Consider the following 23,364-nt stretch of genomic DNA (forward strand, 5'->3'; position numbering starts at 1 on the left):
ACATATTTCAGACCTCGGTTTTCAGTCAACCGGTCAGGCCTGAAGGCACGTTTTCAAGCAAGCCACCCAATATCAGGCCAGTTTCTTGTGGCGTACCCGGTGCGGCTGGGCCGCTGCTTCGCCGAGGCGTTTCTTGCGGTCGGCTTCGTACTCGGTGTAGTTGCCTTCGAAGAACACCGCTTGCGAGTCGTCTTCGTACGCCAGGATGTGCGTGGCGACACGGTCAAGGAACCACCGATCGTGGGAGATCACAATCGCCGCGCCAGGGAAGTCCAGCAGCGCTTCTTCCAGCGAACGCAGGGTTTCCACGTCGAGGTCGTTGGATGGTTCGTCGAGCAGCAGGACGTTGCCGCCCTCCTTCAGGGTCAGCGCCAGGTGCAGACGACCGCGCTCACCGCCGGAGAGGTCCTTGACGAACTTCTGCTGGTCGCCGCCCTTGAAGTTGAAGCGACCGACGTAGGTGCGCGACGGGATCTCGTAGTTGCCGATGCGGATCTGGTCGGAACCGTCGGAAATCTGCTGGAACACGGTCTTGCTGCCGTCGAGGTCTTCGCGGCTCTGGTCGACGCACGCCAGTTGCACGGTTTCGCCGACTTCGATGGTGCCGGAATCCGGTGTTTCCTTGCCCATCAGCATGCGGAACAGGGTCGATTTACCGGCACCGTTACCGCCGATCACGCCGACGATGGCGCCCTTCGGCATGGAGAACGACAGGTTGTCGATCAGCACGCGATCGCCGTAGCCCTTGGTGACGTTCTTGAATTCGATGACCTTGTCGCCCAGGCGTGGACCGGCCGGGATGTAGATCTCGTTGGTCTCGCTGCGCTTCTGGAATTCCTGCGATTGCATTTCTTCGAAGCGTTGCAGACGTGCCTTGGACTTCGACTGGCGGGCCTTGGCGCCTTTGCGCACCCACTCCAGTTCTTCCTTCATGGCTTTTTCGTGAGCCGACTGCTGCTTGGATTCGGCAGCCAGACGATCGGATTTGGCTTCGAGCCAGCCCGAATAGTTGCCCTCGTAAGGAATGCCCGCGCCGCGGTCGAGTTCCAGAATCCAGCCGGCGACGTTGTCGAGGAAGTAACGGTCGTGCGTGATCGCGACCACGGTGCCCGGGAAGTCGTGGAGGAAATGCTCCAGCCACGCCACCGAATCGGCATCCAGGTGGTTGGTCGGTTCGTCGAGCAGCAGCATGTCCGGCGCGGACAGCAGCAGACGGCACAGGGCGACACGACGCTTTTCACCACCGGAGAGGTGTTCTACTTTCGCGTCCCAGGCCGGCAGACGCAGCGCATCGGCGGCGACTTCCAGCTGACGCTCGAGGTTGTGGCCGTCGCTGGCCTGCAGGATCGCTTCGAGCTTGGCCTGTTCAGCAGCAAGCTTGTCGAAGTCGGCATCCGGGTCGGCGTAGGCCGCGTAGACTTCGTCCAGGCGCGCTTGCGCATCCTTGATCACGCTGACCGCTTCCTCGACCACTTCACGCACGGTCTTGGTCGGATCAAGTTGCGGCTCTTGCGGCAGGTAACCGATGTTCAGGTCCGGCATCGGACGGGCTTCGCCTTCGAACTCGGTGTCGACGCCGGCCATGATTTTCAGCAGCGTGGATTTGCCCGAACCGTTGAGGCCGAGCACGCCGATCTTGGCGCCGGGGAAGAAGGACAGCGAAATGTTCTTGAGGATTTCCCGCTTCGGCGGAACAACTTTGCCCAGCCGATGCATGGTGAAGACGTATTGAGCCATGGAGAACCTTGGGTCAGTGACAGATGAATGATTGGAGCGCAGGCGATGCCTGGCCAGACCGGTGCGCGTCGTTCACTTGAGGGTCATCAATGCGTGCGCGCGGAAAAAAGTCTGATTCTAGGAGCTGGAACGCCCCCGCGTAACCGGCAAAGCTACCTTAATGACCGATGGCAGTCCAGCCGAGAGGGGCTGGCACTTCGCCACGAGTCAAGGCATGCTAGCCGCCCTTCGGGCGTCCGGCTTATAGTGCACGTCGCGCCAGTCCAGCCAAATCGCAGGATCACAGCTTGACCAATGTCACTCCGCCAGCCTCTGTGAGCAGCACCCCACCGGCGCCCGGCTCGCCCCTGCGCGGGACATTGAAGGGGGCGCTGGCCACCCTCGTGCTGTTATTGCTCGCGTTGCTGTTCTGGCAACTGCTCGATCAACTGCGTGAAACCCAGAAAAACCAGCGCCAGTACACCATCGATTACACCGCCGACCTCGCCGCTCAGGTCAGCCTGAACATGGCGCTGAATGCGCAAATCGCCCTCAATCTGCTACCGATCGTCGAACAACCGCAAACTGCCGACGAACAGCAGATGCTCCTGCGCAAACTGCAACGCTCGCTGCCCGACCTGCGCAGCATGGCCCTGCTCTCGCCCTCCGGCCGCATCATCAGCGACAGCGCCACCGAGAGTTCCGACGCCGATTACCTGACCGAACTGGTGCGCCGCAGCCGCGCCCAGGCGCATTACTTCAGCAATGCCGATGACGGCTCGGTAGTGCATCTGCTGCTGCATCAGGCCAGCGGCAGCAGTCGCGGTTACTGGGCCTTGCGCCTGACGCCAACCTTCTTCGACGCGCTGACCAAACAGGACGCCACCACCCTGCGCCCGTTGTGGCTGGTGGAAAACCGCCTCAATCACCAGATCATAAGCCGCGACGCTGCGCTGACGTCAGCCAAGGCCGGCGTGCTGACCCCGGACGATGTGGCGAACACCGTGCTGACCGTGCCGCTGAGCAGCAGCGACTGGCAACTGCGCGGGCTGTTCGACCGCCAGCGCGTATTGGAAGAATTGCTGCCGGCGTTCATCGGCAAATGCCTGCTCGGCCTGGCGTTCTCGATGCTGCCGGTGATCGCCCTGCTGAACATGCGTCGGCGCCAGCGCCAGGTACATGAAGGCCGGCGGCGTTATCAGGATATTTTCGAAGGCACCGGCGTGGCCTTGTGCGTGCTTGACCTGTCCGGGCTAAAGCAGATGTTCGACAAGGCGCAGATCCAGACCAGCGACCAGCTCAAGGCCTGGCTCGACCAACCGCAGCAGCGCCAGCAACTGCTCGGGGAAATGCGCGTCACCGAGGTCAATCAGGTCGCCCTGCAACTGCTCGATGTGCACTCCTGCGACGATGCCTGGCAGTTGCTGATCGACGGCCAGCGCCACCCGCAGTGCGCGATCGGTCAGCAGATCCTCGACGCCGTCCTGCAACAGCAGAAACAGCTGGAACTGGAAATCAAACTGCCCAACAGCAACGGTCGCGATCAGCACCTGTGGATGGTTTTGCGCCTGCCGAGCGAGCAGCACGACTATAAAGCGGTGATCCTCAGCATCAACGACATCACCAGTCGCAAGCTGATCGAGCTGTCGCTGCTGGAGCGTGAAGGCTTCTGGTCGGACGTGGTGCGCACCGTGCCCGATCATCTGTATGTGCAGGACGTGATCAGCCAGCGGATGATTTTCAGCAACCACCACCTCGGCCAGACCCTGGGCTACAACCGCACTGAACTGCATCAGATGGGCGAGTACTTCTGGGAAATCCTTCTGCACCCGGAAGACGCCGACTATTACCATCGTTCGCGACAGTTGCAGCGTCACGCCGGTTACAGCCAATTGTTGCAATGCCAATTGCGCTTCCGCCATCGCGATGGCAAGTGGCGGCGCTTCGACATCCGTGAACAGGCGCTGGCGCGGGACAAGCACGATCAGGTCACGCGGATCATCGGCGTGGCCAAGGACATCACCGAACAGATCGAGGCGAGCGAATCGCTGCGTGACAGCGAGCAGCGCTACCGCATGCTCGCCGAGAGCATCAGCGACGTGATTTTCTCCACCGACAGCAAGCTCTCGCTGAACTATGTCAGCCCGTCGGTGCAGGCGGTGCTCGGTTACAACGCCGAATGGATTTTCCAGAACGGCTGGCAATCGATCATCGCCAATCCCGGGCAACTGAACGGCATTCATGTGCTGATGGACCGCGTCAGCAAGGCGCTGGACAAGCCCGAGCAACTGGCATTGCTGCGCAGTCAGGTGCAAACGCAGCTGTTCCTCTTCGATTGCCTGCGCGCCGACGGCCGCAAGATTCCGATCGAACTGCGCCTGGTGCTGGTGTGGGACGAACACGGCGCGTTCGAAGGCGTGCTCGGTGTCGGCCGCGATATCAGTCAACAGCGCCGTGCCGAAAAAGATCTGCGCATGGCCGCCACGGTATTCGAGCATTCGACCTCGGCGATCCTGATCACCGACCCCGCTGGGTACATCGTCCAGGCCAACGAAGCGTTCAGTCGGGTCAGTGGCTACAGCGTCGGCGAAGTCCTCGATCAATTGCCGAACATGCTCACCGTCGACGAGCAGCAGGACGCGCACTTGCGCTACGTGCTCAAGCAGTTGCACGAGCACAGCACCTGGGAAGGCGAAGTGTGGATGAAGCGCCGTAACGGCGAGCATTACCCCGCTTGGGTCGGCATTACTGCCGTGCTCGACGACGAGGGCGATCTGGCCAGTTACGTGTGTTTCTTCAGCGACATCAGCGAGCGCAAGGCCAGCGAGCAGCGCATTCACCGCCTCGCCTATTACGACGCCCTCACCCACCTGCCGAACCGCACGCTGTTCCAGGATCGTCTGCACACCGCGCTGCAAGCGGCCGAACGGCAGAAGTCGTGGGTGGTGCTGATGTTCCTCGACCTCGACCGTTTCAAACCGATCAACGACTCCCTCGGCCACGCCGCCGGCGACCGCATGCTCAAGGACATGGCCACGCGCCTGCTGGCCTGCGTCGATGACGACGACACTGTGGCGCGCATGGGCGGCGACGAATTCACCCTGCTGCTGCAGCATCGCTCCAACCGCGAACTGGCGCTGAACCGGGCGATTCACGTGGCCGAGCAGATTCTCGCCAGCCTGGTGCGGCCGTTCGTGCTCGAGGGCCGCGAGTTTTTCGTCACCGCCAGTATCGGCATCGCCCTGAGTCCGCAGGACGGCAATGAACTCAGCCAGTTGATGAAAAACGCCGACACGGCGATGTACCACGCCAAGGAACGCGGCAAGAACAACTTCCAGTTCTATCAGGCCGACATGAACGCCAGTGCGCTGGAGCGTCTGGAACTGGAAAGCGATCTGCGCCATGCGCTGGAGCAGAACGAATTCGTCCTGTATTACCAGCCGCAGTTCAGCGGCGACGGCAAGCGCCTGACCGGCGCTGAAGCGCTGCTGCGCTGGCGCCATCCGCGTCGTGGGCTGGTGCCGCCGGGGGATTTCATTCCGGTGCTGGAAGAGCTTGGGCTGGTGGTGGATGTTGGCGACTGGGTCATCAGCGAGGCCTGTCGACAGCTGAAAACCTGGCACCAGCAACGCGTACGGGTGCCGAAGGTCTCGGTGAATATCTCCGCACGGCAATTCTCCGACGGCCAGTTGGGCACGCGAATCGCGACGATCCTGCGCGAAACCGGTCTGCCCCCGGCGTGTCTGGAGCTGGAACTGACCGAAAGCATCCTGATGCGCGAAGTCAGCGAGGCGATGCAGATTCTTGCCGGGCTGAAAAACCTCGGCCTGAGCATCGCAGTCGATGACTTCGGCACCGGTTATTCATCGCTGAACTACCTCAAGCAATTCCCGATCGACGTGCTGAAGATCGACCGTACTTTCGTCGACGGCCTGCCGTCCGGCGAACAGGACGCGCAGATCGCCCGGGCGATCATCGCCATGGCCCACAGCTTGAACCTGGCGGTGATCGCCGAGGGCGTGGAAACCCATGAGCAACTGGACTTCCTGCGTGAGCATGGCTGCGATGAAGTGCAGGGATATCTGTTCGGCCGGCCGATGCCGGCGGGGCGGTTTGAAGCGCAGTTCAGCAATGACGCGCTGTTCATGTTCGACTGAAGATTTGCGGCGCGGCCTTCGCGAGCAGGCTCGCTCCCACAGGGGAATGCATTTCACATGTGGGAGCGAGCCTGCTCGCGAAGGGGCCGGGAAAAGCACCGCACATCTGTCATGAACGCCACTTGTCTGCGACATGACGTCGTTTCATATGTCATCCAAAAGCGGTTGGGTTAGAATGCCCCCCTTTTCTGCCCCCCCGATCCTTGAGGACCGCCATGTTCAGCCGTGATTTGACTATTGCCAAGTACGACGCCGACCTTTTTGCCGCCATGGAGCAAGAAGCTCAGCGTCAGGAAGAACACATTGAGCTGATCGCTTCGGAAAACTACACCAGCCCAGCGGTGATGGAAGCTCAAGGCTCGGTCCTGACCAACAAGTACGCCGAAGGCTATCCGGGCAAGCGTTACTACGGTGGTTGCGAATATGTGGACGTGGTTGAACAACTGGCCATCGACCGCGCCAAGGAACTGTTCGGCGCCGATTACGCCAACGTTCAGCCGCACGCCGGTTCGCAAGCCAACGCCGCTGTTTACCTGGCTCTGCTGCAAGGTGGCGACACCATTCTGGGCATGAGCCTGGCCCACGGCGGTCACCTGACCCACGGCGCCAGCGTTTCCTCCTCGGGCAAGCTGTACAACGCTGTTCAATACGGTATCGATGCCAACGGCCTGATCGACTACGACGAAGTCGAGCGCCTGGCAGTCGAGCACAAGCCGAAGATGATCGTTGCCGGTTTCTCTGCCTACTCGCAGATCCTCGACTTCCCGCGCTTCCGCGAAATCGCTGACAAGGTCGGCGCTTACCTGTTCGTCGACATGGCTCACGTCGCCGGTCTGGTTGCCGCTGGTGTCTATCCGAACCCGGTGCCGTTCGCTGACGTCGTGACCACCACCACCCACAAGACCCTGCGCGGTCCACGTGGCGGTCTGATCCTGGCTCGCGCCAACGCCGAGATCGAGAAGAAGCTCAACTCCGCAGTATTCCCGGGCGCCCAGGGTGGTCCGCTGGAGCACGTGATCGCCGCCAAGGCAATCTGCTTCAAGGAAGCGCTGCAGCCAGAGTTCAAGGCTTACCAGGAACAAGTGGTGAAGAATGCTCAGGCCATGGCCGAAGTGTTCATCGCGCGCGGTTTCGACGTAGTGTCCGGCGGTACCAAGAACCACCTGTTCCTGCTGTCGCTGATCAAGCAGGACATCTCCGGTAAAGACGCCGACGCCGCACTGGGCAAAGCGTTCATCACCGTGAACAAGAACTCGGTGCCTAACGATCCACGCTCGCCGTTCGTCACCTCCGGCCTGCGCTTCGGTACTCCGGCTGTGACCACTCGCGGTTTCAAAGAGGCTGAGTGCAAAGAGCTGGCCGGCTGGATCTGCGACATCCTGGCTGACCTGAACAACGAAGCGGTGATCGACACCGTTCGTGAAAAAGTCAAAGCCATCTGCAAGAAACTGCCGGTGTACGGCGCTTGATGCGACGATAAACCCGCAGCATGAAAAACCGGCCAAGTGATTGGCCGGTTTTTTTCGTCTGAATGAAAGATCAAAAGATCGCAGCCTTCGGCAGCTCCTACAGGGAGATCGCATTTCAGATGTGAGAGCTGTCGGAGGCTGCGACATTTGCTGCTGGACCACCGGTCAGACCGGTCATGCCAATTTCATGATTCCCACTTGTAATCAGGAAAAACCCAAGCCTAGACTGCGCCTGCACTGGACATACCGGTAAGACCACAATAATTAAGTCCTGAATCCGCTGCGCCACGCGTACGGCAGCCAGGACACCGACCCAGGATTCCTCCCATGCTCAGATGGTGCTCGCGCTCAATCTTCCTTCAAGTGGTTCTCGGACTGATGCTCGGCATCGTCTGCGGGCTGACCCTTCCTGAATACTCCGCCCAGCTGAAACCGCTCGGCGATGGCTTCATCAAATTGATCAAGATGCTCATTGGCCTGATCGTGTTCTGCGTGGTGGTCAGCGGCATCAGCGGCGCGGGCGATCTGAAGAAGGTCGGGCGCATCGGCCTCAAGTCGGTGATCTATTTCGAAGTGCTGACCACCATCGCTCTGGTGATCGGTCTGGTGTTCGCCTTCAGCACCGGCATTGGCAGCGGCGCGAACATTCATCTGGAGCAGCTCTCCAGCGCCGACATGGGCGACCTCGCCGAGCGCGGTCAGCACATGCACACCACCACGCAATTTCTGATGGACCTGATCCCGACGTCGGTGATCGGTGCCTTCGCTGACAACAATATTCTGCAAGTGCTGCTGTTTTCGGTGCTGTTCGGCAGTGCGCTGAATCTGGTTGGCGAGGCCGCTTCCGGGATTTCGCGGCTGATCAACGAACTCAGCCATGTGATCTTCCGCATCATGGGCATGATCGTGCGTCTGGCGCCGATCGGCGTGTTCGGCGCCATCGCCTTCACCACCAGCAAATATGGCCTGGATTCGCTGCAGCACCTGGGCAGTCTGGTCGGTCTGTTCTACCTGACCTGCGTCGCCTTCGTTGCGCTGATCCTCGGTCTGGTGATGCGCGTCTCCGGCCTGCGCATGTGGCCGCTGCTCAAGTACCTGCGTGAAGAACTGCTGATCGTCATGGGCACTGCCTCTTCCGACGCCGTGCTGCCGCAGATCATGCGCAAGCTCGAACACCTCGGTATCGGCAGCTCTACTGTCGGTCTGGTGATCCCGACCGGGTACTCGTTCAACCTCGACGGTTTCTCGATTTACCTGACCCTGGCCATCGTGTTCATTGCCAACGCCACCGGCACGCCACTGGCGATGACCGACTTGCTGACCATCCTGCTGGTGTCGCTGATTACCTCCAAAGGCGCTCACGGCATTCCCGGTTCGGCGCTGGTGATTCTCGCCGCGACGCTGACGGCGATCCCGGCGATTCCCGTAGTCGGTCTGGTGCTGGTGTTGGCCGTGGACTGGTTCATGGGCATCGGCCGCGCGCTGACCAATCTGATCGGCAACTGCGTCGCCACCGTGGCCATCGCCCGCTGGGAAAAGGACATCGACGTGCAGCGCGCCAACAAAGTGCTCAACGGCGAACAGGGCTATAACTTTCAACCGCGAAAAACCGTCGCTCAGGCGGCGGCCAAAGAATTTTGAATGAGTGCCGTGCCTGCCAATGCGCAGGCACGGCGCAGGGAGCCAATACGTGATTACAACGTCAACCGTCGTCAATTCAGTGGTGGAAAAACTCCGTGCCGCGTTGGCCCGTGGCCAGTGGCGCACAGGCGACATGCTGCCGGGCCAGCGCGAACTGGCCGAACAACTGGGCATCAGCCGGCCTAGTCTGCGCGAGGCGGTGATCGTCCTCGAAACCCTCGGCCTGGTACGCTCGATGCCGGGCAAAGGCGTGATCGTCCTCGATGCGCAACTCAGCGACAGCCAGAGCCACGACAGCGCAGTCGCCGGGGCCAGTCTCGAAGACGTGCTGCAACTGCGCTACACCCTTGAGCCGTTCATCGTCGGTCTGGTTGCACAATCGATCAGCAGCAAGGAAGTCGGCCAGTTGCGCCTGACCCTGATGGACATGCGCGAAGCCCTCGAGGCCGGTGACAGCGAAGCCGGGGTCAGCGCCTACATCGCCTTCCACGAAGAACTGTTCACGCTGACCTCGAACCCGATTTTCCAGAGCGTGGTGCAACAGACCAGCAATGCCCTCAAGCAAAGCGCCGAAGTGTTGCGCAATTCCCCGGAACATCTGGCCGAACGCCTCGAAGAAAACGAAGCCGTGGTCCGCGCGATCCGCAGCAAGAACAGCGCCCAGGCCAGCGCCGAAATGCGTCGGCACATCCTGCGCGAAGGCCAGCGCATGGGCGTTGAGCTGAACATCCCGGACGACAACCTGCCCACCTGATTTGCCAGGAGAACGGCCATGAACAGTTTCGCTTCAGCGTCCCACGCGCAATCGACCGCCCTGCCCGTCTCTCGCCTGGGCACGCCGACGGAAGATCTGTATCCGCGACTGTTCGATGCGATCCTCGAGCAGCGTATCGATGAAGACAGCCGGTTCACCGAGGACAGTCTGAAGGCGATGTTCAATTCCAGCCGTGCCGATGTGCGGCGGGTGCTGACGCAGTTGTGTCATGAGCAGATCGTGGTATTGCGCGCCAATCATCGGCCGCGAGTGGCGGCGCCGGACCGGGAATTGATTCGGCAGACCTTGCATGCGCGGCGGCTGGCTGAGAACACCTTGGTGCGGTTGGCCTGTCAGCGTCCGCGTGAAGATCAACTGACTGGCCTGCGCACGTTGATCGAACGTGAGAAGCGCGCCGTCGAGCAGGATCGGCGCGGAGCGGCGATTCGATTGTCGGGGGAGTTTCATCTGCAGTTGGCGCGGATGGCGGGGAATGTGCCCTTGGCGTATTTTCTGCGCAGTCTGGTGCCGCTGACGTCGCTGGCCATTGCGCGGAGTCAGAGCCCGACGCGCAGTTGTTGCGCATGGCAGGAGCATTTGGCGCTGGTTGAGGTTGTGGAGCGAGGTGATGCTTGCAAGGCCGGCATGTTGGTGAATCGGCATCTGGATCATCTTGAGCAGACACTGCTCGGTCCAGACCTTGAGCATTGTGCTGTCGGCTAGATCGCCTTCGCGAGCAGGCTCGCTCCCACAGTAGAACGCATTCTGTCAGGAGAAATGCAGTCCACTGTGGGAGCGAGCCTGCTCGCGAAGAGGCCCTTTGAGCTATTGAAATATCAGGCTTGTTGCGCCGCTACCCGCGCAAACCCCGCACGAATCTTCTCTTCCGGCAAGTCATCGGCAATAAACACGATCACACTCTCCCGCGCCTCGCCCTCGGCCCATTCGGTGTCCCAGTCGAAACCGTAGAGTTTCAGCACACCCTGAAACACCAGGCGCCGGCCTTCGCCAGCAATGTTCAGCACGCCCTTGTAACGCAGCAATTGCTTGCCATGCTCTTCCAGCAGTTCGTTCATGAACTCGCTGAGCTGATCGATATCCAGCGTCTGATCGGTGCGCAGCACCAGGCTGGAGATGCGATCGATCGACGGTGCCTTGCTCACCGGACGAAGGCTCAGACCACCGCCGAGGTCAGCATTGAGGTTGAAGCCGCGCACATCCAGCAGTTCGGCCAGATCGATGTTGCCATGCTCGACCACGCGGATCGGCGCGCGGCGGTTGATTCGCGTAAGGCGCTCGCTCAGCGCAGTGAACGTCGGTTCATCGACCAGGTCGGTCTTGCTCACCAGCAAGCGATCGGCGAAACCGATCTGCGCCTGGGCGATGGTCTGGGTCAGGTGCACGTCAGCGTGAGCGGCGTCGACCAGGGTGATGATGCCGTCGAGCAGATAACGCTCGCGCAGCTCTTCGTCGATGAAAAAGGTCTGCGCCACCGGTGCCGGATCGGCGAGACCGGTGCACTCGATCACCAGACGATCGAAGGCGATCTCGCCGCTGTCCAGGCGCTCGAGCAGCAAGTACAGCGCCTTGGTCAGGTCGGTGTGAATGGTGCAACAGACGCAGCCGTTGGCCAGGGTCATGACTTGCACCGGCTCGTCACCCAGCAACTGAGTGTCGATGCCGGCGTCGCTGAATTCGTTTTCGATCACGGCGATTTTCAGGCCGTGCTCGGCTTTCAATAAATGGCGCAGCAAGGTGGTCTTGCCGGCGCCGAGGAAACCGCTGAGTACCGTGACCGGGATGGGAGAGGACAAAACTCGATCTCCTGAAAAGAACACAAAAACAAATGTGGGAGCGAGCCTGCTCGCGAAAGCAGTGTGTCAGTCAAATCATTCATCAACTGACACTCCGTATTCGCGCGCAGGCTCGCTCCCACAGGGGATTACCTCAACCTGATGCTGTCAGCTCAACAGCACTTCGGCCCACCCTTGCCACCGTAACGGGCTTCCTGACGTTCGCGAAAGAACATCTCGTAGCTCATCACCGGTTTGTCCGGGTGTTTGGTTTGCATATGCTCGACGTAGGTGTCGTAGTCGGGCATGCCGACCATCAGGCGCGCGGCCTGACCGAGGTATTTACCGAGGCGACTCAAGTCATTGAACATGCTGCAATCCTCTGGTTACGCATCCGGCAGGGCCTGGAATGGCGATTCTTTATCCGTACGCTCTTTTTTGCCCCAGGCGGCAATGCCGACCTTGAGCGCATAGAACAGGATGCTGAACACCACGAACAGGAACAGCGCGGTGAGTGTGGCGTTGGTGTAGGCGTTGAAGATCACGTGCTGCATCTGCTCGACGCTCTTCGCCGGTGCCAGCACCTGACCGTTGGCCAGCGCATCGCTGTACTTCTTGGCCAGGGACAGGAAGCCGATCGCCGGGTTGGCGTCGAACAGCTTGATGAAGCCAGCAGTTGTGGTGCAGATCAACAGCCAGGTGGCCGGCAACAGGGTGACCCAGATGTAGCGCTGGCGCTTCATTTTGATCAGGACCACGGTGCCAAGCATCAGCGCGATACCGGCGAGCATCTGGTTGGAGATGCCGAACAATGGCCACAAGGTGTTGATGCCGCCCAGTGGATCGATCACGCCCTGATAGAGCAACCAGCCCCACATCGCCACACAACCGGCGGTGGCGATCAGGTTGGCGCCCCACGATTCGGTGCGTTTCAGCGCCGGTACGAAGGAGCCGAGCAGGTCCTGCAGCATGAAGCGGCCGGCACGGGTGCCGGCGTCCACAGCGGTGAGGATGAACAGCGCTTCGAACAGGATCGCGAAGTGGTACCAGAACGCCATGGTGTTTTCACCCGGCAGGACACTGTGCAGGATCTGCGCAATACCGACCGCCAGGGTCGGCGCACCACCGGCGCGAGCCAGAATGGTGGTTTCGCCGATATCATGGGCAACCGCTTGCAGCGCTTCCGGTGTGATCGCAAAGCCCCAGCTGGTGACAACCTGCGCCACCGAAGCGACGTCACTGCCGACGACTGCTGCGGGGCTGTTCATGGCGAAGTACACGCCCGGCTCGATCACCGAAGCGGCAACCATGGCCATGATCGCCACGAACGATTCCATCAGCATGCCGCCGTACCCGATGTAGCGGGCGTTGGTTTCGTTATCCAGCAGCTTCGGCGTGGTGCCCGACGAGATCAGCGCGTGGAAACCCGATACCGCGCCGCAGGCAATGGTGATGAACAGGAACGGGAACAGACCACCCTTCCACACCGGGCCGGTGCCGTCGACGAACTGGGTCAGCGCCGGCATTTTCAGCTCGGGCATGGTGATCAGGATGCCGATCGCCAGGGCGACGATGGTGCCGATCTTGAGGAAGGTCGACAGGTAGTCACGCGGCGCCAGGATCAGCCACACCGGCAGCGATGCAGCGACAAAACCGTAACCGACCAGCATCCAGGTGATCTGCACACCGGTGAAGGTAAAGGCTTTGGCCCATACCGGATCGGCAGCGATCTGCCCGCCCAGCCAGATCGAACCAAGCAGCAGCAACACACCGACCACGGAGATTTCGCCGATGCGGCCGGGGCGGATGTAGCGCATGTAGATGCCCATGAACATCGCGATCGGGATGGTCGCCATCACCGTGAAGATGCCCCACGGGCTCTCGGCGAGGGCCTTGACCACGATCAGCGCCAGCACCGCGAGGATGATGATCATGATCAGGAAGCAGCCGAACAGCGCGATAGTGCCGGGGATCCGGCCCATTTCTTCACGCACCATGTCGCCCAGGGAACGGCCGTTGCGTCGGGTCGACATGAACAGGACCATGAAGTCCTGCACCGCGCCCGCCAGCACCACACCGGCAATCAGCCAGAGTGTGCCGGGCAGATACCCCATCTGCGCCGCCAGCACCGGACCGACCAGTGGCCCCGCGCCAGCGATGGCCGCGAAGTGGTGACCGAAAAGAATGTGTTTGTTGGTCGGCACATAGTCCAGACCATCGTTGTTGAGCACGGCGGGGGTGGCCCGACGCGGATCCAGTTGCATCACGTTGTTGGCGATGAACAGACTGTAGTAACGGTACGCAACCAGATAAATGGCTACGGCAGCGACCACAATCCACAAGGCGTTGATCGCCTCGCCGCGGCGCAATGCCACTACGCCCAGGGCGCACGCTCCTACGATTGCCAGCACGAGCCAGGGTAAGTGGCGCAGCAGGCTATTATTATTTTTCATTTTATTATTCCAGCCAGGGTGGACAAGAAAGACAGCCACCCCGAGTTTAGCGCTTACGGCGCCAAAGGCCATACCCCGACATAGGTCTAGACGCTTGAGCGATTGGCTGGCGCCCGCATTCGCGGTCTATAGTCAGCGAACCTTCATGAGGATTGCGCCATGAGCGAGCACCCCGCCAATCGACGTCGTTTCAAACGTATTGCGTTCGATGCCCGAACCGAGCTGAAACAGGGCGAGTACATTTGGCCGGTCAAACTGATCGACCTGTCGCTCAAGGGTCTGTTGATCGAACGACCGGAGCCGTGGCTCGGGGATAAAGAGCAGGACTTCTTAGTCGACATTCATTTGAGCGAAGACGTCGATATCGAGATGGACGTGCATCTGGCCCACGAGGAAAACGGCCACTTGGGGTTCATCTGCCGGCATATCAGCCTGGAGTCGATCCAGCGCCTGCGCCGATTGATCGAGTTCAACCTCGGTGATCCGCAGGAGCTTGAGCGGGAATTGGGTGCGCTGATCGAAATCTGATCAAAACCGGCCCACTGTAGGAGCTGCCCAAGGCTGCGATTTTTTGATCCTGGTCTTTTAAAAGCAAGATCAAAAGATCGCAGCCTTCGGCAGCTCCTACACAGGTGATTGGGGTTATTCGAAGAGTGCGTCAAGTGCTTGTTCAAGGCGGGTCACGGCGATGATCTGCAACCCCGCCGGCGATTCCTTCGGTGCGTTGCCCTTGGGCACGATCGCGCGTTTGAAGCCATGCTTGGCCGCTTCCTTCAATCGCTCCTGCCCACTCGGCACCGGGCGCACTTCGCCGGACAGGCCGACTTCGCCGAACACCAGCAGATCATGCGGCAACGGCCGGTTGCGCAAACTCGACATCACCGCCGCCATCAACGCCAGATCCGACGCCGTCTCCAGCACCTTCACCCCACCGACCACGTTGAGGAACACGTCCTGATCATGGGTCGGAATCCCGCCGTGGCGGTGCAACACCGCGAGCAACATCGCCAATCGGTTCTGATCCAGCCCCAGCGTCACCCGACGCGGGTTGGCCAGATGACTGTCATCGACCAGCGCCTGCACTTCCACCAGCATCGGCCGGGTGCCTTCCCACGTCGCCATGACCACACTGCCCGGGACTTCTTCCTGAGCGCGGGTGAGAAAAATCGCTGACGGGTTGGAGACTTCTTTGAGGCCCTTGTCGGTCATGCCGAACACGCCCAACTCGTTGACCGCGCCGAAACGGTTCTTCACCGCGCGCAGCAAACGCAGTCGACCATCGGATTCACCTTCGAAATACAGCACGGTGTCGACCATGTGTTCCAGAACACGCGGACCGGCCAAAGCGCCTTCTTTGGTGACGTGGCCGACGAGGAAGATCGCCGTGCCGCTTTGTTTGGCGTAGCGCACCAGCAACGCCGCACTTTCACGCACCTGCGACACGCCGCCCGGGGCCGATTGCAGTTGTTCGGTAAAAATGGTCTGGATCGAGTCGATCACCATCACCTTGGGCTTTTCCTGGCGGGCGGTGGCGATGATGGTTTCGATGCAGGTTTCGGTCATCACTCGCAGTTGATCCTGCGGCAGGCCGAGACGGCGTGCACGCATGGCCACTTGCTGCTGGGATTCCTCACCAGTAACGTACAGCGCTGGCATGCTCTTGGCCAGATTGCACAGGGTCTGCAGCAGGATTGTCGATTTGCCGATCCCCGGATCACCGCCAATCAGCACCACCGAGCCATCGACCAGACCACCGCCGAGCACGCGGTCGAGCTCACCGGACGCGGTGGAAAAACGTGGAATCTCTTCGATGCTGACTTCGGCGAGCGTCTTGATCTGCGCCTGCTGGCCAGCCCAACCGGTGCGCCCGGTGGGTGCCGTGGCGCCGCCGCTTTCGATCATGGTTTCGGTCAGGGTGTTCCAGGCACCGCACTCACCGCACTGCCCGGCCCACTTGGGAAAGGTTGCGCCGCACTCGGTGCAGCCGTACATGCGCTTGGCCTTGGCCATCAGAACCCCCGGAACAAAAGACGCGATGATAACGCAGCCATCGCCGATCAGCGCGGCGCAGCGGTACGGATTTCGCCGCTGGCCAGACGCACGGCACTGTTACCCAGCGGATCCTCGGCATTGAGGTCGGCGCCCTTGGCTTTCAACGCATCAAGCAATTCCAGACGCTTGAACAGCCCGGCGTACATCGCCGCTGTTTGTCCGGCGCCGTTACGTTGGTCGGGGCTGCAATCGGTGGCCATCAGGCGCCGGGCGATCTGCAACTCGCCTTTGAAAATCGCGCCCATCAGCGCCGTGTTGCCGCGTTGATCCTGAGCACAGGCGTCCGCGCCCGCTGCCAACAGTCGCTCAACCGCCGGCGCCTGACCGTGATAAGCCGCCAGAATCAGTGCGGTGTAACCCTTGCTGTCGCGGGTATCGAGGGAATAGCCGGACTCGATAAAGGTCTCGAGCATCGGCACGTCGCCACGGCGCGCGGCGTCGAAGTAGTAATCCTGCAACTGCGCCTTGATTGCCTCGGGGCTTTGCTCGACCGGTGCCGCCCACGCGGTGAACGACAGGCACCCGGCCAGGCATAAAAGAAAAATACGCATCGGGCTCTCCTTGAGCGCACGCGAGGCGGGACAGCCCTCGCGTGCGCCGCATGGCTATCAGTCGGTCAGTTTGGCCGCCAGTGCTTTCACACGGCTGAGGTCGCCCTTGGCCACTTCGGTCACACCGCTGCCGTACTCGGGGTCAGCCTTGTACAGGAAGGACAGGATGATGTGCTTGCTCTCGTCATCGGTGGTGGCCAGCGAGCCGCCGAAGCTGTCGATCAGGTCGCGGCGTTCCTGCTTGCTGTACGAGCGATACAGATCACCGGCCTGCTTGAAGTTCTGCTCACGCTGAATCTTCGCCTGTTGGGTGCTGCCCGCCAGCGCCGACTGGCTGTAACGCGCCGCTGGCGTCTCTTCACGCGGTTGCAGGCGGCTTGGCTGGTAGTTGACGCCGGACTGGCTGGCGCCAAAATTCATCGCGCCATCCTGATTGCCATTGTTCACTGCGGTTTTCGGTGCATTGATCGGCAATTGCAGAGCGTTGGCGCCGAGGCGATACATCTGCGTGTCGGCATAAGAGAACACTCGCCCCTGCAACAGACGATCTTCCGAAGGTTCGATACCCGGAACTACGTTGGCTGGTGCCATCGCAACTTGTTCGGTTTCCTGGAATACATTGGCCGGATTACGGTTCAAGACCATTTGTCCAACTTTGCGCTCCGGGATACCCGGCCAGATCTTGGTTGCATCCAGTGGATCGAAATCAAACTTGGACAAATCCTGTGGCTTGAGAACTTGCACGTACAAGTCCCACTTCGGGAAGTTGCCCTTGTTGATGTTACTTACCAAGTCATTGGTCATATGACTGTAATCCTGACCTTGAACTTCGCTGACCTGTTTTGGCGTGAGGTTCTTGATGCCTTGAAGACTCTTCCAGTGAAACTTCACATAGTGAACTTCATTCCTGGCATTGATCAGCTTATAGGCATGAACACCATTGCCATCCATCTCCCGATAACTGGCCGGAGTACCGTAGTTTGAATACAACTCGGTCAGTGTGCGGGTGGCTTCCGGTACATGGGAGAAGAAATCGAACCGGCGCGAATCGTCATCGAGGTTGGTGCGCGGATCGGGCTTGAAGGCGTGGACCATGTCCGGGAATTTGATCGCATCACGGATGAAGAATGTCGGGAAGTTGTTGCCGACCAGATCCCAATTGCCGTCAGCGGTGTAGAACTTGGTGGCGAAGCCGCGCGGGTCGCGCAGGGTTTCCGGGGAATGGTTGCCATGCACCACCGCCGAGAAGCGCACGAACACCGGCGTGCTCTGGCCCGCGGCGAATACCTTGGCCTTGCTCAGGTCGCTGAGGTCATCGGTCACGGTGAAGGTGCCATGAGCGCCGGTACCGCGTGCATGTACCACGCGCTCGGGGATGCGCTCACGGTCGAAGCGCTGCAGCTTCTGGATCAGTTGCACATCCTGCAGCAGGACCGGGCCAGTGGCGCCGGCGGTTTGCGAGTTCTGATTGTCACCAACAGCAGCGCCGTTATCGCGGGTCAGCGGAGCGGCGTTGACCGAGAAGGTCAGCAGGCTGGCGGTGAGAACGCCGAGAGTGCGGCGATGGGGAAAAGCCCCCAGTCCAAGAGCGGAAGTCATATCAGGTTCCTCTGGTTTTATTGGGCGCATCCAGGTGCGCCACAACAAGGCTAGAGGCCCGTGCCGAGGAACATAAATAGAAAGAACGTAACGCCATGATTGAAGAAATTGGCTTTCACGTCAGCGGGTTAGCGCGTATTCCGCGCGCGATTGCTGGCATTTTGCAAACTAATCGTCAATTGATGTGTCGATAAAAACGGGCATTGTAAGAAGGTGTTTCGCGCAGGAGGCGTTTCGCTGATTTACACTGCCACCACCAAACTCATCTGTAACAAGGAAATAACTATGGGCGTGCTTAGCGAGTTCAAGGCCTTCGCGGTCAAAGGCAATGTGGTCGACATGGCCGTCGGTATCATCATCGGCGCGGCGTTCGGCAAGATCGTTTCGTCGTTTGTCGGCGACGTGATCATGCCGCCGATTGGCCTGTTGATCGGTGGGGTGGACTTCAGTGATCTGGCTGTCACGCTCAAAGCGGCCCAGGGCGATGCGCCCGCAGTGGTGCTGGCTTACGGCAAATTCCTGCAGACGGTGCTGGATTTCGTGATTGTCGCTTTCGCGATCTTCATGGGCGTCAAAGCCATCAACCGCCTCAAGCGCGAAGAAGCCGTGGCGCCGACCGCGCCGCCGATCCCGAGCAAGGAAGAGCAACTGCTGGGCGAAATTCGCGACCTGCTAAAAGCGCAGAACGAGCGGCCCTGAGGCATTCGCTACACATTGAAACGGCACCCGCGGGTGCCGTTTTCGTTACCAGTAATTCTCCACCGCAACCTGCCCCGGCTTGCGCGTCAGGCTCAGGCGCATGTCGCGCTGTTTCAGCAAGGCGCGGGTGTCGTCGATCATCTGCGGATTGCCGCACAGCATCACCCGCGAATGCTCTGGCGAGAGCTCAACTCCTGCCGCTCGCTCCAGCTCGCCATTTTCGATCAACGTGGTAATCCGGCCCTGCAACGCGCCTGGATGGGCTTCGCGGGTCACGGTAGGGATGAACTGCAACTTGTGGACGTATTCGCTCAGATAGTCACGTTGCGCCAACCCGGCGATCAACTCCTGGTAAGCCAGTTCCCGCGCCTCCCGCACGCTGTAAACCAGAATGATCCGCTCGAATTTCTCCCAGACCTCGAAGTCCTGCAGGATCGACAGAAACGGCGCCACCCCGGTGCCGGTCGACAATAACCACAGGTCTCGGCCGTCGACAAAGCGATCCAGCGTCAGATAGCCGAACGCCTGGCGCTCTACCATCAAGCTGTCGCCGACCTGGAGACGGCTCAGTTCACTGGTGAATTCGCCGTCCGGCACGACGATGGAAAAGAACTCGAGAAACTCGTCGAACGGCGACGACACCATCGAATAGGCGCGCCAGACCGTGCTGCCATCGGCCTTGGTGACGCCCAGCCGGGCGAACTGGCCGGCGCGAAAGCGAAAGCCGGGATCACGGCTGGTGCGCAGCGTGAACAGGTTCGGCGTCAACGGTTGCAAATCGAGCAAGGTCTGGGTGGTGTACTTCTCGGCACTGGCAGTCATGAGGCACTCCTTGAAACGATTGCCCACAGTGTCCCGCAAAATCGCGCTACCAAACACCCGTGATTGGTAATGGTATTAACAGGATCTGCGTTGCGCATTCGATATGTTGTCAAGGTCGTATTTAGAGTAATAACTTGAGATGGCAATCTGAATATAACAGGCTGTATTGCTAAGAACGCTTTATGAATAACCTTCAGATATAAATCTCGAAATAATGTAAGGCAATTCTTCGGAATGATCCTACACTTCGATTCGTGCCGGGTCTTTTGGATCCATTCGGCGCCCCGCTATCAGGACATGGAGGCGAAAGCTCATGGAAACGTGGAAGGAATCACAACTCAAACAATTGACATTTGCCAAGGGCATAGAGGCGGCTTATCCGATCCTGCTGAGATTTGCCGAAAACCTGGGTTTTAATTTCTGCGCCATCGCGGTCACCTCACCCAATCGCGAAGTTCATCTGAACGCATTGCAAATCAATAATTACCCGAAAGAATGGAACATCCAGTACAACAAAGAGAACTACCGCAACATCGATCCCGTAATAGCGCATTGCAATCACTCAATATTGCCGATCGTTTGGGAAGAAAGAGTTTTCACTGATGCGCCCGAGTTGTGGCAGGCGTTGAAAAACAACGGGCTGCAGCATGGCTGGTCGCAAGCGTTTCATGACGAAGCCAGCGGTTTGTGCAGCATCATCAGCCTGGCCCGGACCCACTGCCCGATCAGCCCGCTCGAGCTATATGAGCATTACGGTTATCTGTTCTTCGCCAACCGACACTTCAGCGAATTATATGCGCGCACCGTTCCAATACAGGACAAGCCCAGCAGGCCCAGGCTATCGTCCCGGGAGCTGGAAATCATGAAACTTTCCGCCATGGGCAAGACCGCTCACGACATTTCGCGAATCCTCAGCCTGAGCGAACGCACCGTTAACTATCACGTACAAAACGTCATCGAAAAATTCAACGTCTGCAACAAGATTTCCGCAGTGATTGCCGCCGCTCGGGCCGGGATCATCTGACAGCTGAACGTTATCGCGCGGTAATCCTGCAAGTATTTGCCCGCAAAAAAACGTACCATTCAGGCCTTTCCGAGTGATGACGCATACCGCTTGCATCGCAGTCCACTCGGTCGGATCCCGTCGCACGACATCCAGGCCACGGGATATCTGCCGAATATCCTGAGTACCCGTCCCATGCCTTTGCTCGAAACGCCTTTCGCCCAACTCGACCTGATCCGCCAGCCCGAACAGCAGAATGAACCGCTGCAAGCATTCGACGCGGCAGACGAATACCTGCTCAATCATCTCGCCAGCGAACAACTGGCGAGCAGTACCCGCGTGCTGGTGCTCAATGACAGCTTTGGCGCCTTGGCGATCAGTCTGCTGGGCAAGGTCGAAGTCAGCAGCAGCGGCGACTCGTTCCTGGGTTTCGTTGGGCTGGAAAAGAATCTGCTGCGCAATGGTCAGGCGTTCGATGCAATCCGTCCGATTCCGGCAAGCGAGCCTTTGGTGGGGCCGTTTGACCGGGTGCTGATCCGCGTTCCCAAGACGCTGGCGCTATTGGAAGAGCAGTTGATCCGCCTGCAAGGACAACTCGCTCCCGGCGCGCAAGTGATCGCCTCCGCCATGGTCAAGCATCTGCCGCGCGCTGCCGGCGATCTGCTCGAGCGCTACATTGGCCCGGTGCAGGCGTCGCTGGCCGTGAAGAAAGCCCGACTGCTGATTGCCACGCCTGAAATCAAAGCGCCCGCGACATCGCCCTACCCGACCCGTTATCGCCTCGACGAACCGGCGATCGAATTGCTCAACCACGCCAACGTGTTCTGCCGCGAAGGCCTCGACATCGGCACTCGCGCTTTTCTGCCGCATCTGCCGAATAACCTTGGCAGCGCACGGGTCGCCGACCTCGGTTGCGGCAACGGCGTGCTGGCGATCGCCAGCGCCTTGCAGAACCCGGATGCGCATTACACGCTGGTCGACGAATCGTTCATGGCGGTGCAATCGGCTGCCGAAAACTGGCGCGCGGCATTGGCCGATCGCGACGTGATCGTGCGCGCTGGCGATGGTCTGGCCGGGCAGGCGCCGCAGTCGCTGGACGTGGTGCTGTGCAACCCACCGTTCCATCAGCAGCAGGTGGTCGGCGATTTCCTCGCCTGGCGCATGTTCCAGCAGGCGCGCGAGGCGCTGGTGGTCGGCGGTGCGCTGTACATCGTCGGCAACCGGCATCTGGGCTATCACAGCAAACTGGCGCGCCTGTTCCGCGGTGTCGAGCAAGTCGCGGCCACGCCGAAATTCGTCATCCTCAAGGCGCGCAAATAAATCTGCGGCATAAAAAAACCCTCCGTGAGGAGGGTTGCAAACCCGTACCCGAAGGCGCCGGGACGGGATGTTTCAGTGGGTGGTCAAACCTGCGGCATTCATGAACATGCGCATCAGGCTGGCGGCGATGAACAACACGCCGACACTGCCAACCCAGATCAGGGCCAACCAGCCGAGCCGCTGCCACAGCGGCTTTTTTTCGGCTTCTTCAATGTCGTGCAGGGAATGTTTGCCGGTCATTGCATCGATCTCCGTTAAGCCAAGGCGTCACTGCGGACGCCTTCGCGAGCAGGCTCGCTCCCACAGGGCAAGCCCAGCATGGGATTAGTGGTAACCGTCTTCGTGGGTGACCTTGCCGCGGAACACGTAGTAGCTCCAGAAGGTATACCCCAGGATGAACGGAATGATGAACAACGTGCCGACCAGCATGAAGCCCTGACTTTGCGGCGGCGCGGCGGCGTCCCAGATCGAGATCGACGGCGGCACGATGTTCGGCCACAGGCTGATACCCAAGCCGCTGTAGCCGAGGAAGATCAGCACCAGCGTCAGCAGGAACGGCGTGTAGTTGGCGTTACGTGCCACCGCGCGAATCAGGCCGTACAAGGTGACGAGCACCAGAATCGGCACCGGCATGAACCAGAACAGATTCGGCATACTGAACCAGCGTGAGGCGATTTCCGGGTGCGACAGGGGTGTCCACAGGCTGACGATGCCGATGACTGCTAGCAGGACGAATGCCAGCGGCCGCGCCAGGTCATGCATCTGCTCCTGCAACTTGCCTTCGGTTTTCATGATCAGCCAAGTACAGCCGAGCAAGGCATAGGCCACCACCAGCGCCGCACCGCAGAACAGCGTGAACGGCGTCAGCCAGTCCAGGGAACCGCCGGCGAACTGGCGGTTGACCACCGGCAAACCATCGATGAACGCACCGAGCGCCACGCCCTGAAAGAACGTCGCGGCGATCGAACCACCGATAAATGCCTTGTCCCACAGGTGACGTTTTTCATCCTTGGCCTTGAAGCGGAACTCGAAGGCCACGCCGCGAAAGATCAGGCCCATGAGCATGAAGATCAGCGGCAGGTACAGCGCCGACAACACCACCGAATAGGCCAGCGGGAAGGCGCCGAACAACGCCGCGCCACCCAGCACCAGCCAGGTTTCGTTGCCGTCCCAGACTGGCGCGACCGTGTTCATCATCACGTCGCGATCGGTCTTGCCGGGTACGAACGGGAAGAGAATGCCGATGCCCAGGTCGAAGCCGTCCATGACCACGTACATCATGATGCCGAAGATGATGATCACGGCCCAGATCAGCGGAAGATCGATACCCATGAG

The 23,364-nt window shown here is 60.1% G+C and carries 19 protein-coding genes; 9 read left to right on the forward strand and 10 right to left on the reverse strand.

The window, feature by feature from the left end; genetic code table 11:
• Positions 1-72: 72 nt before the first annotated feature.
• Complete coding sequence (gene ettA / locus ND528_RS23385; protein WP_003228391.1) at positions 73-1,737, reverse strand: energy-dependent translational throttle protein EttA; 1,665 nt, start codon at positions 1,735-1,737, stop codon at positions 73-75.
• A gap of 287 nt (positions 1,738-2,024) precedes the next feature.
• On the opposite strand from ettA, the gene morA reads away from it, so the two are divergent.
• The 5 genes from morA to ND528_RS23410 all read left to right on the forward strand — a co-directional run bounded on the left by morA (position 2,025) and on the right by ND528_RS23410 (position 10,460).
• Positions 2,025-5,873: a cyclic di-GMP receptor MorA gene (gene morA, locus ND528_RS23390; RefSeq protein ID WP_263471330.1), complete on the forward strand. Its 3,849-nt coding sequence runs from the start codon at positions 2,025-2,027 to the stop codon at positions 5,871-5,873.
• A gap of 215 nt (positions 5,874-6,088) precedes the next feature.
• Positions 6,089-7,342 carry a serine hydroxymethyltransferase gene (glyA, locus tag ND528_RS23395; protein WP_130912498.1) on the forward strand — a complete coding sequence of 418 codons (1,254 nt, stop codon included), beginning with the start codon at positions 6,089-6,091 and terminating at the stop codon, positions 7,340-7,342.
• A gap of 327 nt (positions 7,343-7,669) precedes the next feature.
• Entirely contained in the window at positions 7,670-8,983 is a 1,314-nt protein-coding gene (locus ND528_RS23400; protein ID WP_110603140.1) for a C4-dicarboxylate transporter DctA, read from the forward strand.
• Between the two features lie 49 nt (positions 8,984-9,032).
• Entirely contained in the window at positions 9,033-9,737 is a 705-nt protein-coding gene (locus ND528_RS23405; RefSeq protein WP_130912630.1) for a FadR/GntR family transcriptional regulator, read from the forward strand.
• 18 nt (positions 9,738-9,755) lie between these two features.
• Positions 9,756-10,460 (forward strand): GntR family transcriptional regulator, encoded by a 705-nt coding sequence (locus tag ND528_RS23410; RefSeq protein ID WP_263471331.1) that lies wholly within the window; start codon positions 9,756-9,758, stop codon positions 10,458-10,460.
• A 113-nt stretch (positions 10,461-10,573) separates the two neighbouring features.
• Here ND528_RS23410 and yjiA read toward each other — a convergent pair whose 3' ends face one another.
• The 3 genes from yjiA to ND528_RS23425 form a co-directional block, all read right to left on the reverse strand.
• Entirely contained in the window at positions 10,574-11,551 is a 978-nt protein-coding gene (gene yjiA, locus ND528_RS23415) for a GTPase (protein WP_263471332.1), read from the reverse strand.
• A 152-nt stretch (positions 11,552-11,703) separates the two neighbouring features.
• Positions 11,704-11,901, reverse strand: a complete 198-nt coding sequence (locus tag ND528_RS23420) for a YbdD/YjiX family protein (RefSeq protein ID WP_003228401.1) — start codon at positions 11,899-11,901, stop codon at positions 11,704-11,706.
• Between the two features lie 15 nt (positions 11,902-11,916).
• A complete protein-coding gene (locus ND528_RS23425) occupies positions 11,917-13,983 on the reverse strand; it encodes a carbon starvation CstA family protein (protein ID WP_016773099.1) in 2,067 nt (688 codons plus the stop codon).
• 159 nt (positions 13,984-14,142) lie between these two features.
• Here ND528_RS23425 and ND528_RS23430 point away from each other — a divergent pair, with 159 nt between their 5' ends.
• Positions 14,143-14,511, forward strand: a complete 369-nt coding sequence (locus ND528_RS23430; RefSeq protein WP_130912633.1) for a PilZ domain-containing protein — start codon at positions 14,143-14,145, stop codon at positions 14,509-14,511.
• 114 nt (positions 14,512-14,625) lie between these two features.
• Here the strand turns inward: ND528_RS23430 and radA are convergent, their stop codons facing one another.
• From radA to katB, 3 genes are read right to left on the reverse strand one after another with little or no spacing between them, the layout of a single operon-like run.
• A complete protein-coding gene (gene radA / locus ND528_RS23435) occupies positions 14,626-15,993 on the reverse strand; it encodes a DNA repair protein RadA (RefSeq protein WP_095181861.1) in 1,368 nt (455 codons plus the stop codon).
• A 47-nt stretch (positions 15,994-16,040) separates the two neighbouring features.
• Positions 16,041-16,586, reverse strand: a complete 546-nt coding sequence (locus ND528_RS23440; RefSeq protein ID WP_263471333.1) for an ankyrin repeat domain-containing protein — start codon at positions 16,584-16,586, stop codon at positions 16,041-16,043.
• 57 nt (positions 16,587-16,643) lie between these two features.
• Complete coding sequence (katB, locus tag ND528_RS23445) at positions 16,644-18,185, reverse strand: catalase KatB (protein WP_130912635.1); 1,542 nt, start codon at positions 18,183-18,185, stop codon at positions 16,644-16,646.
• Between the two features lie 285 nt (positions 18,186-18,470).
• Here katB and mscL point away from each other — a divergent pair, with 285 nt between their 5' ends.
• Positions 18,471-18,884 (forward strand): large-conductance mechanosensitive channel protein MscL, encoded by a 414-nt coding sequence (mscL, locus tag ND528_RS23450; RefSeq protein ID WP_024014404.1) that lies wholly within the window; start codon positions 18,471-18,473, stop codon positions 18,882-18,884.
• Positions 18,885-18,929: 45 nt separating this feature from the next.
• Here mscL and ND528_RS23455 read toward each other — a convergent pair whose 3' ends face one another.
• The gene (locus ND528_RS23455; protein WP_263471334.1) at positions 18,930-19,706 is read right to left on the reverse strand and encodes a ferredoxin--NADP reductase; all 777 of its coding nucleotides are present in this window, start codon (positions 19,704-19,706) and stop codon (positions 18,930-18,932) included.
• A gap of 313 nt (positions 19,707-20,019) precedes the next feature.
• Here ND528_RS23455 and ND528_RS23460 point away from each other — a divergent pair, with 313 nt between their 5' ends.
• Positions 20,020-20,730, forward strand: coding sequence for an autoinducer binding domain-containing protein (locus ND528_RS23460; protein ID WP_178083759.1), 711 nt, complete (start codon positions 20,020-20,022; stop codon positions 20,728-20,730).
• A gap of 174 nt (positions 20,731-20,904) precedes the next feature.
• Positions 20,905-22,029, forward strand: a complete 1,125-nt coding sequence (locus ND528_RS23465; RefSeq protein WP_130912637.1) for a methyltransferase — start codon at positions 20,905-20,907, stop codon at positions 22,027-22,029.
• A 72-nt stretch (positions 22,030-22,101) separates the two neighbouring features.
• Here the strand turns inward: ND528_RS23465 and ND528_RS23470 are convergent, their stop codons facing one another.
• Together ND528_RS23470 and cydB are read right to left on the reverse strand one after the other, a co-directional pair.
• Positions 22,102-22,269: a DUF2474 domain-containing protein gene (locus tag ND528_RS23470; RefSeq protein WP_016773090.1), complete on the reverse strand. Its 168-nt coding sequence runs from the start codon at positions 22,267-22,269 to the stop codon at positions 22,102-22,104.
• An 84-nt stretch (positions 22,270-22,353) separates the two neighbouring features.
• On the reverse strand, positions 22,354-23,361 hold the full coding sequence (gene cydB / locus ND528_RS23475; protein ID WP_016773089.1) for a cytochrome d ubiquinol oxidase subunit II: 1,008 nt from the start codon (positions 23,359-23,361) through the stop codon (positions 22,354-22,356).
• Between the last annotated feature and the right edge of the window lie 3 nt (positions 23,362-23,364).

The sequence above is a fragment of the Pseudomonas mercuritolerans genome (genome assembly GCF_025706525.1).
GTDB classification, from domain to species: Bacteria; Pseudomonadota; Gammaproteobacteria; order Pseudomonadales; family Pseudomonadaceae; genus Aquipseudomonas; species Aquipseudomonas mercuritolerans.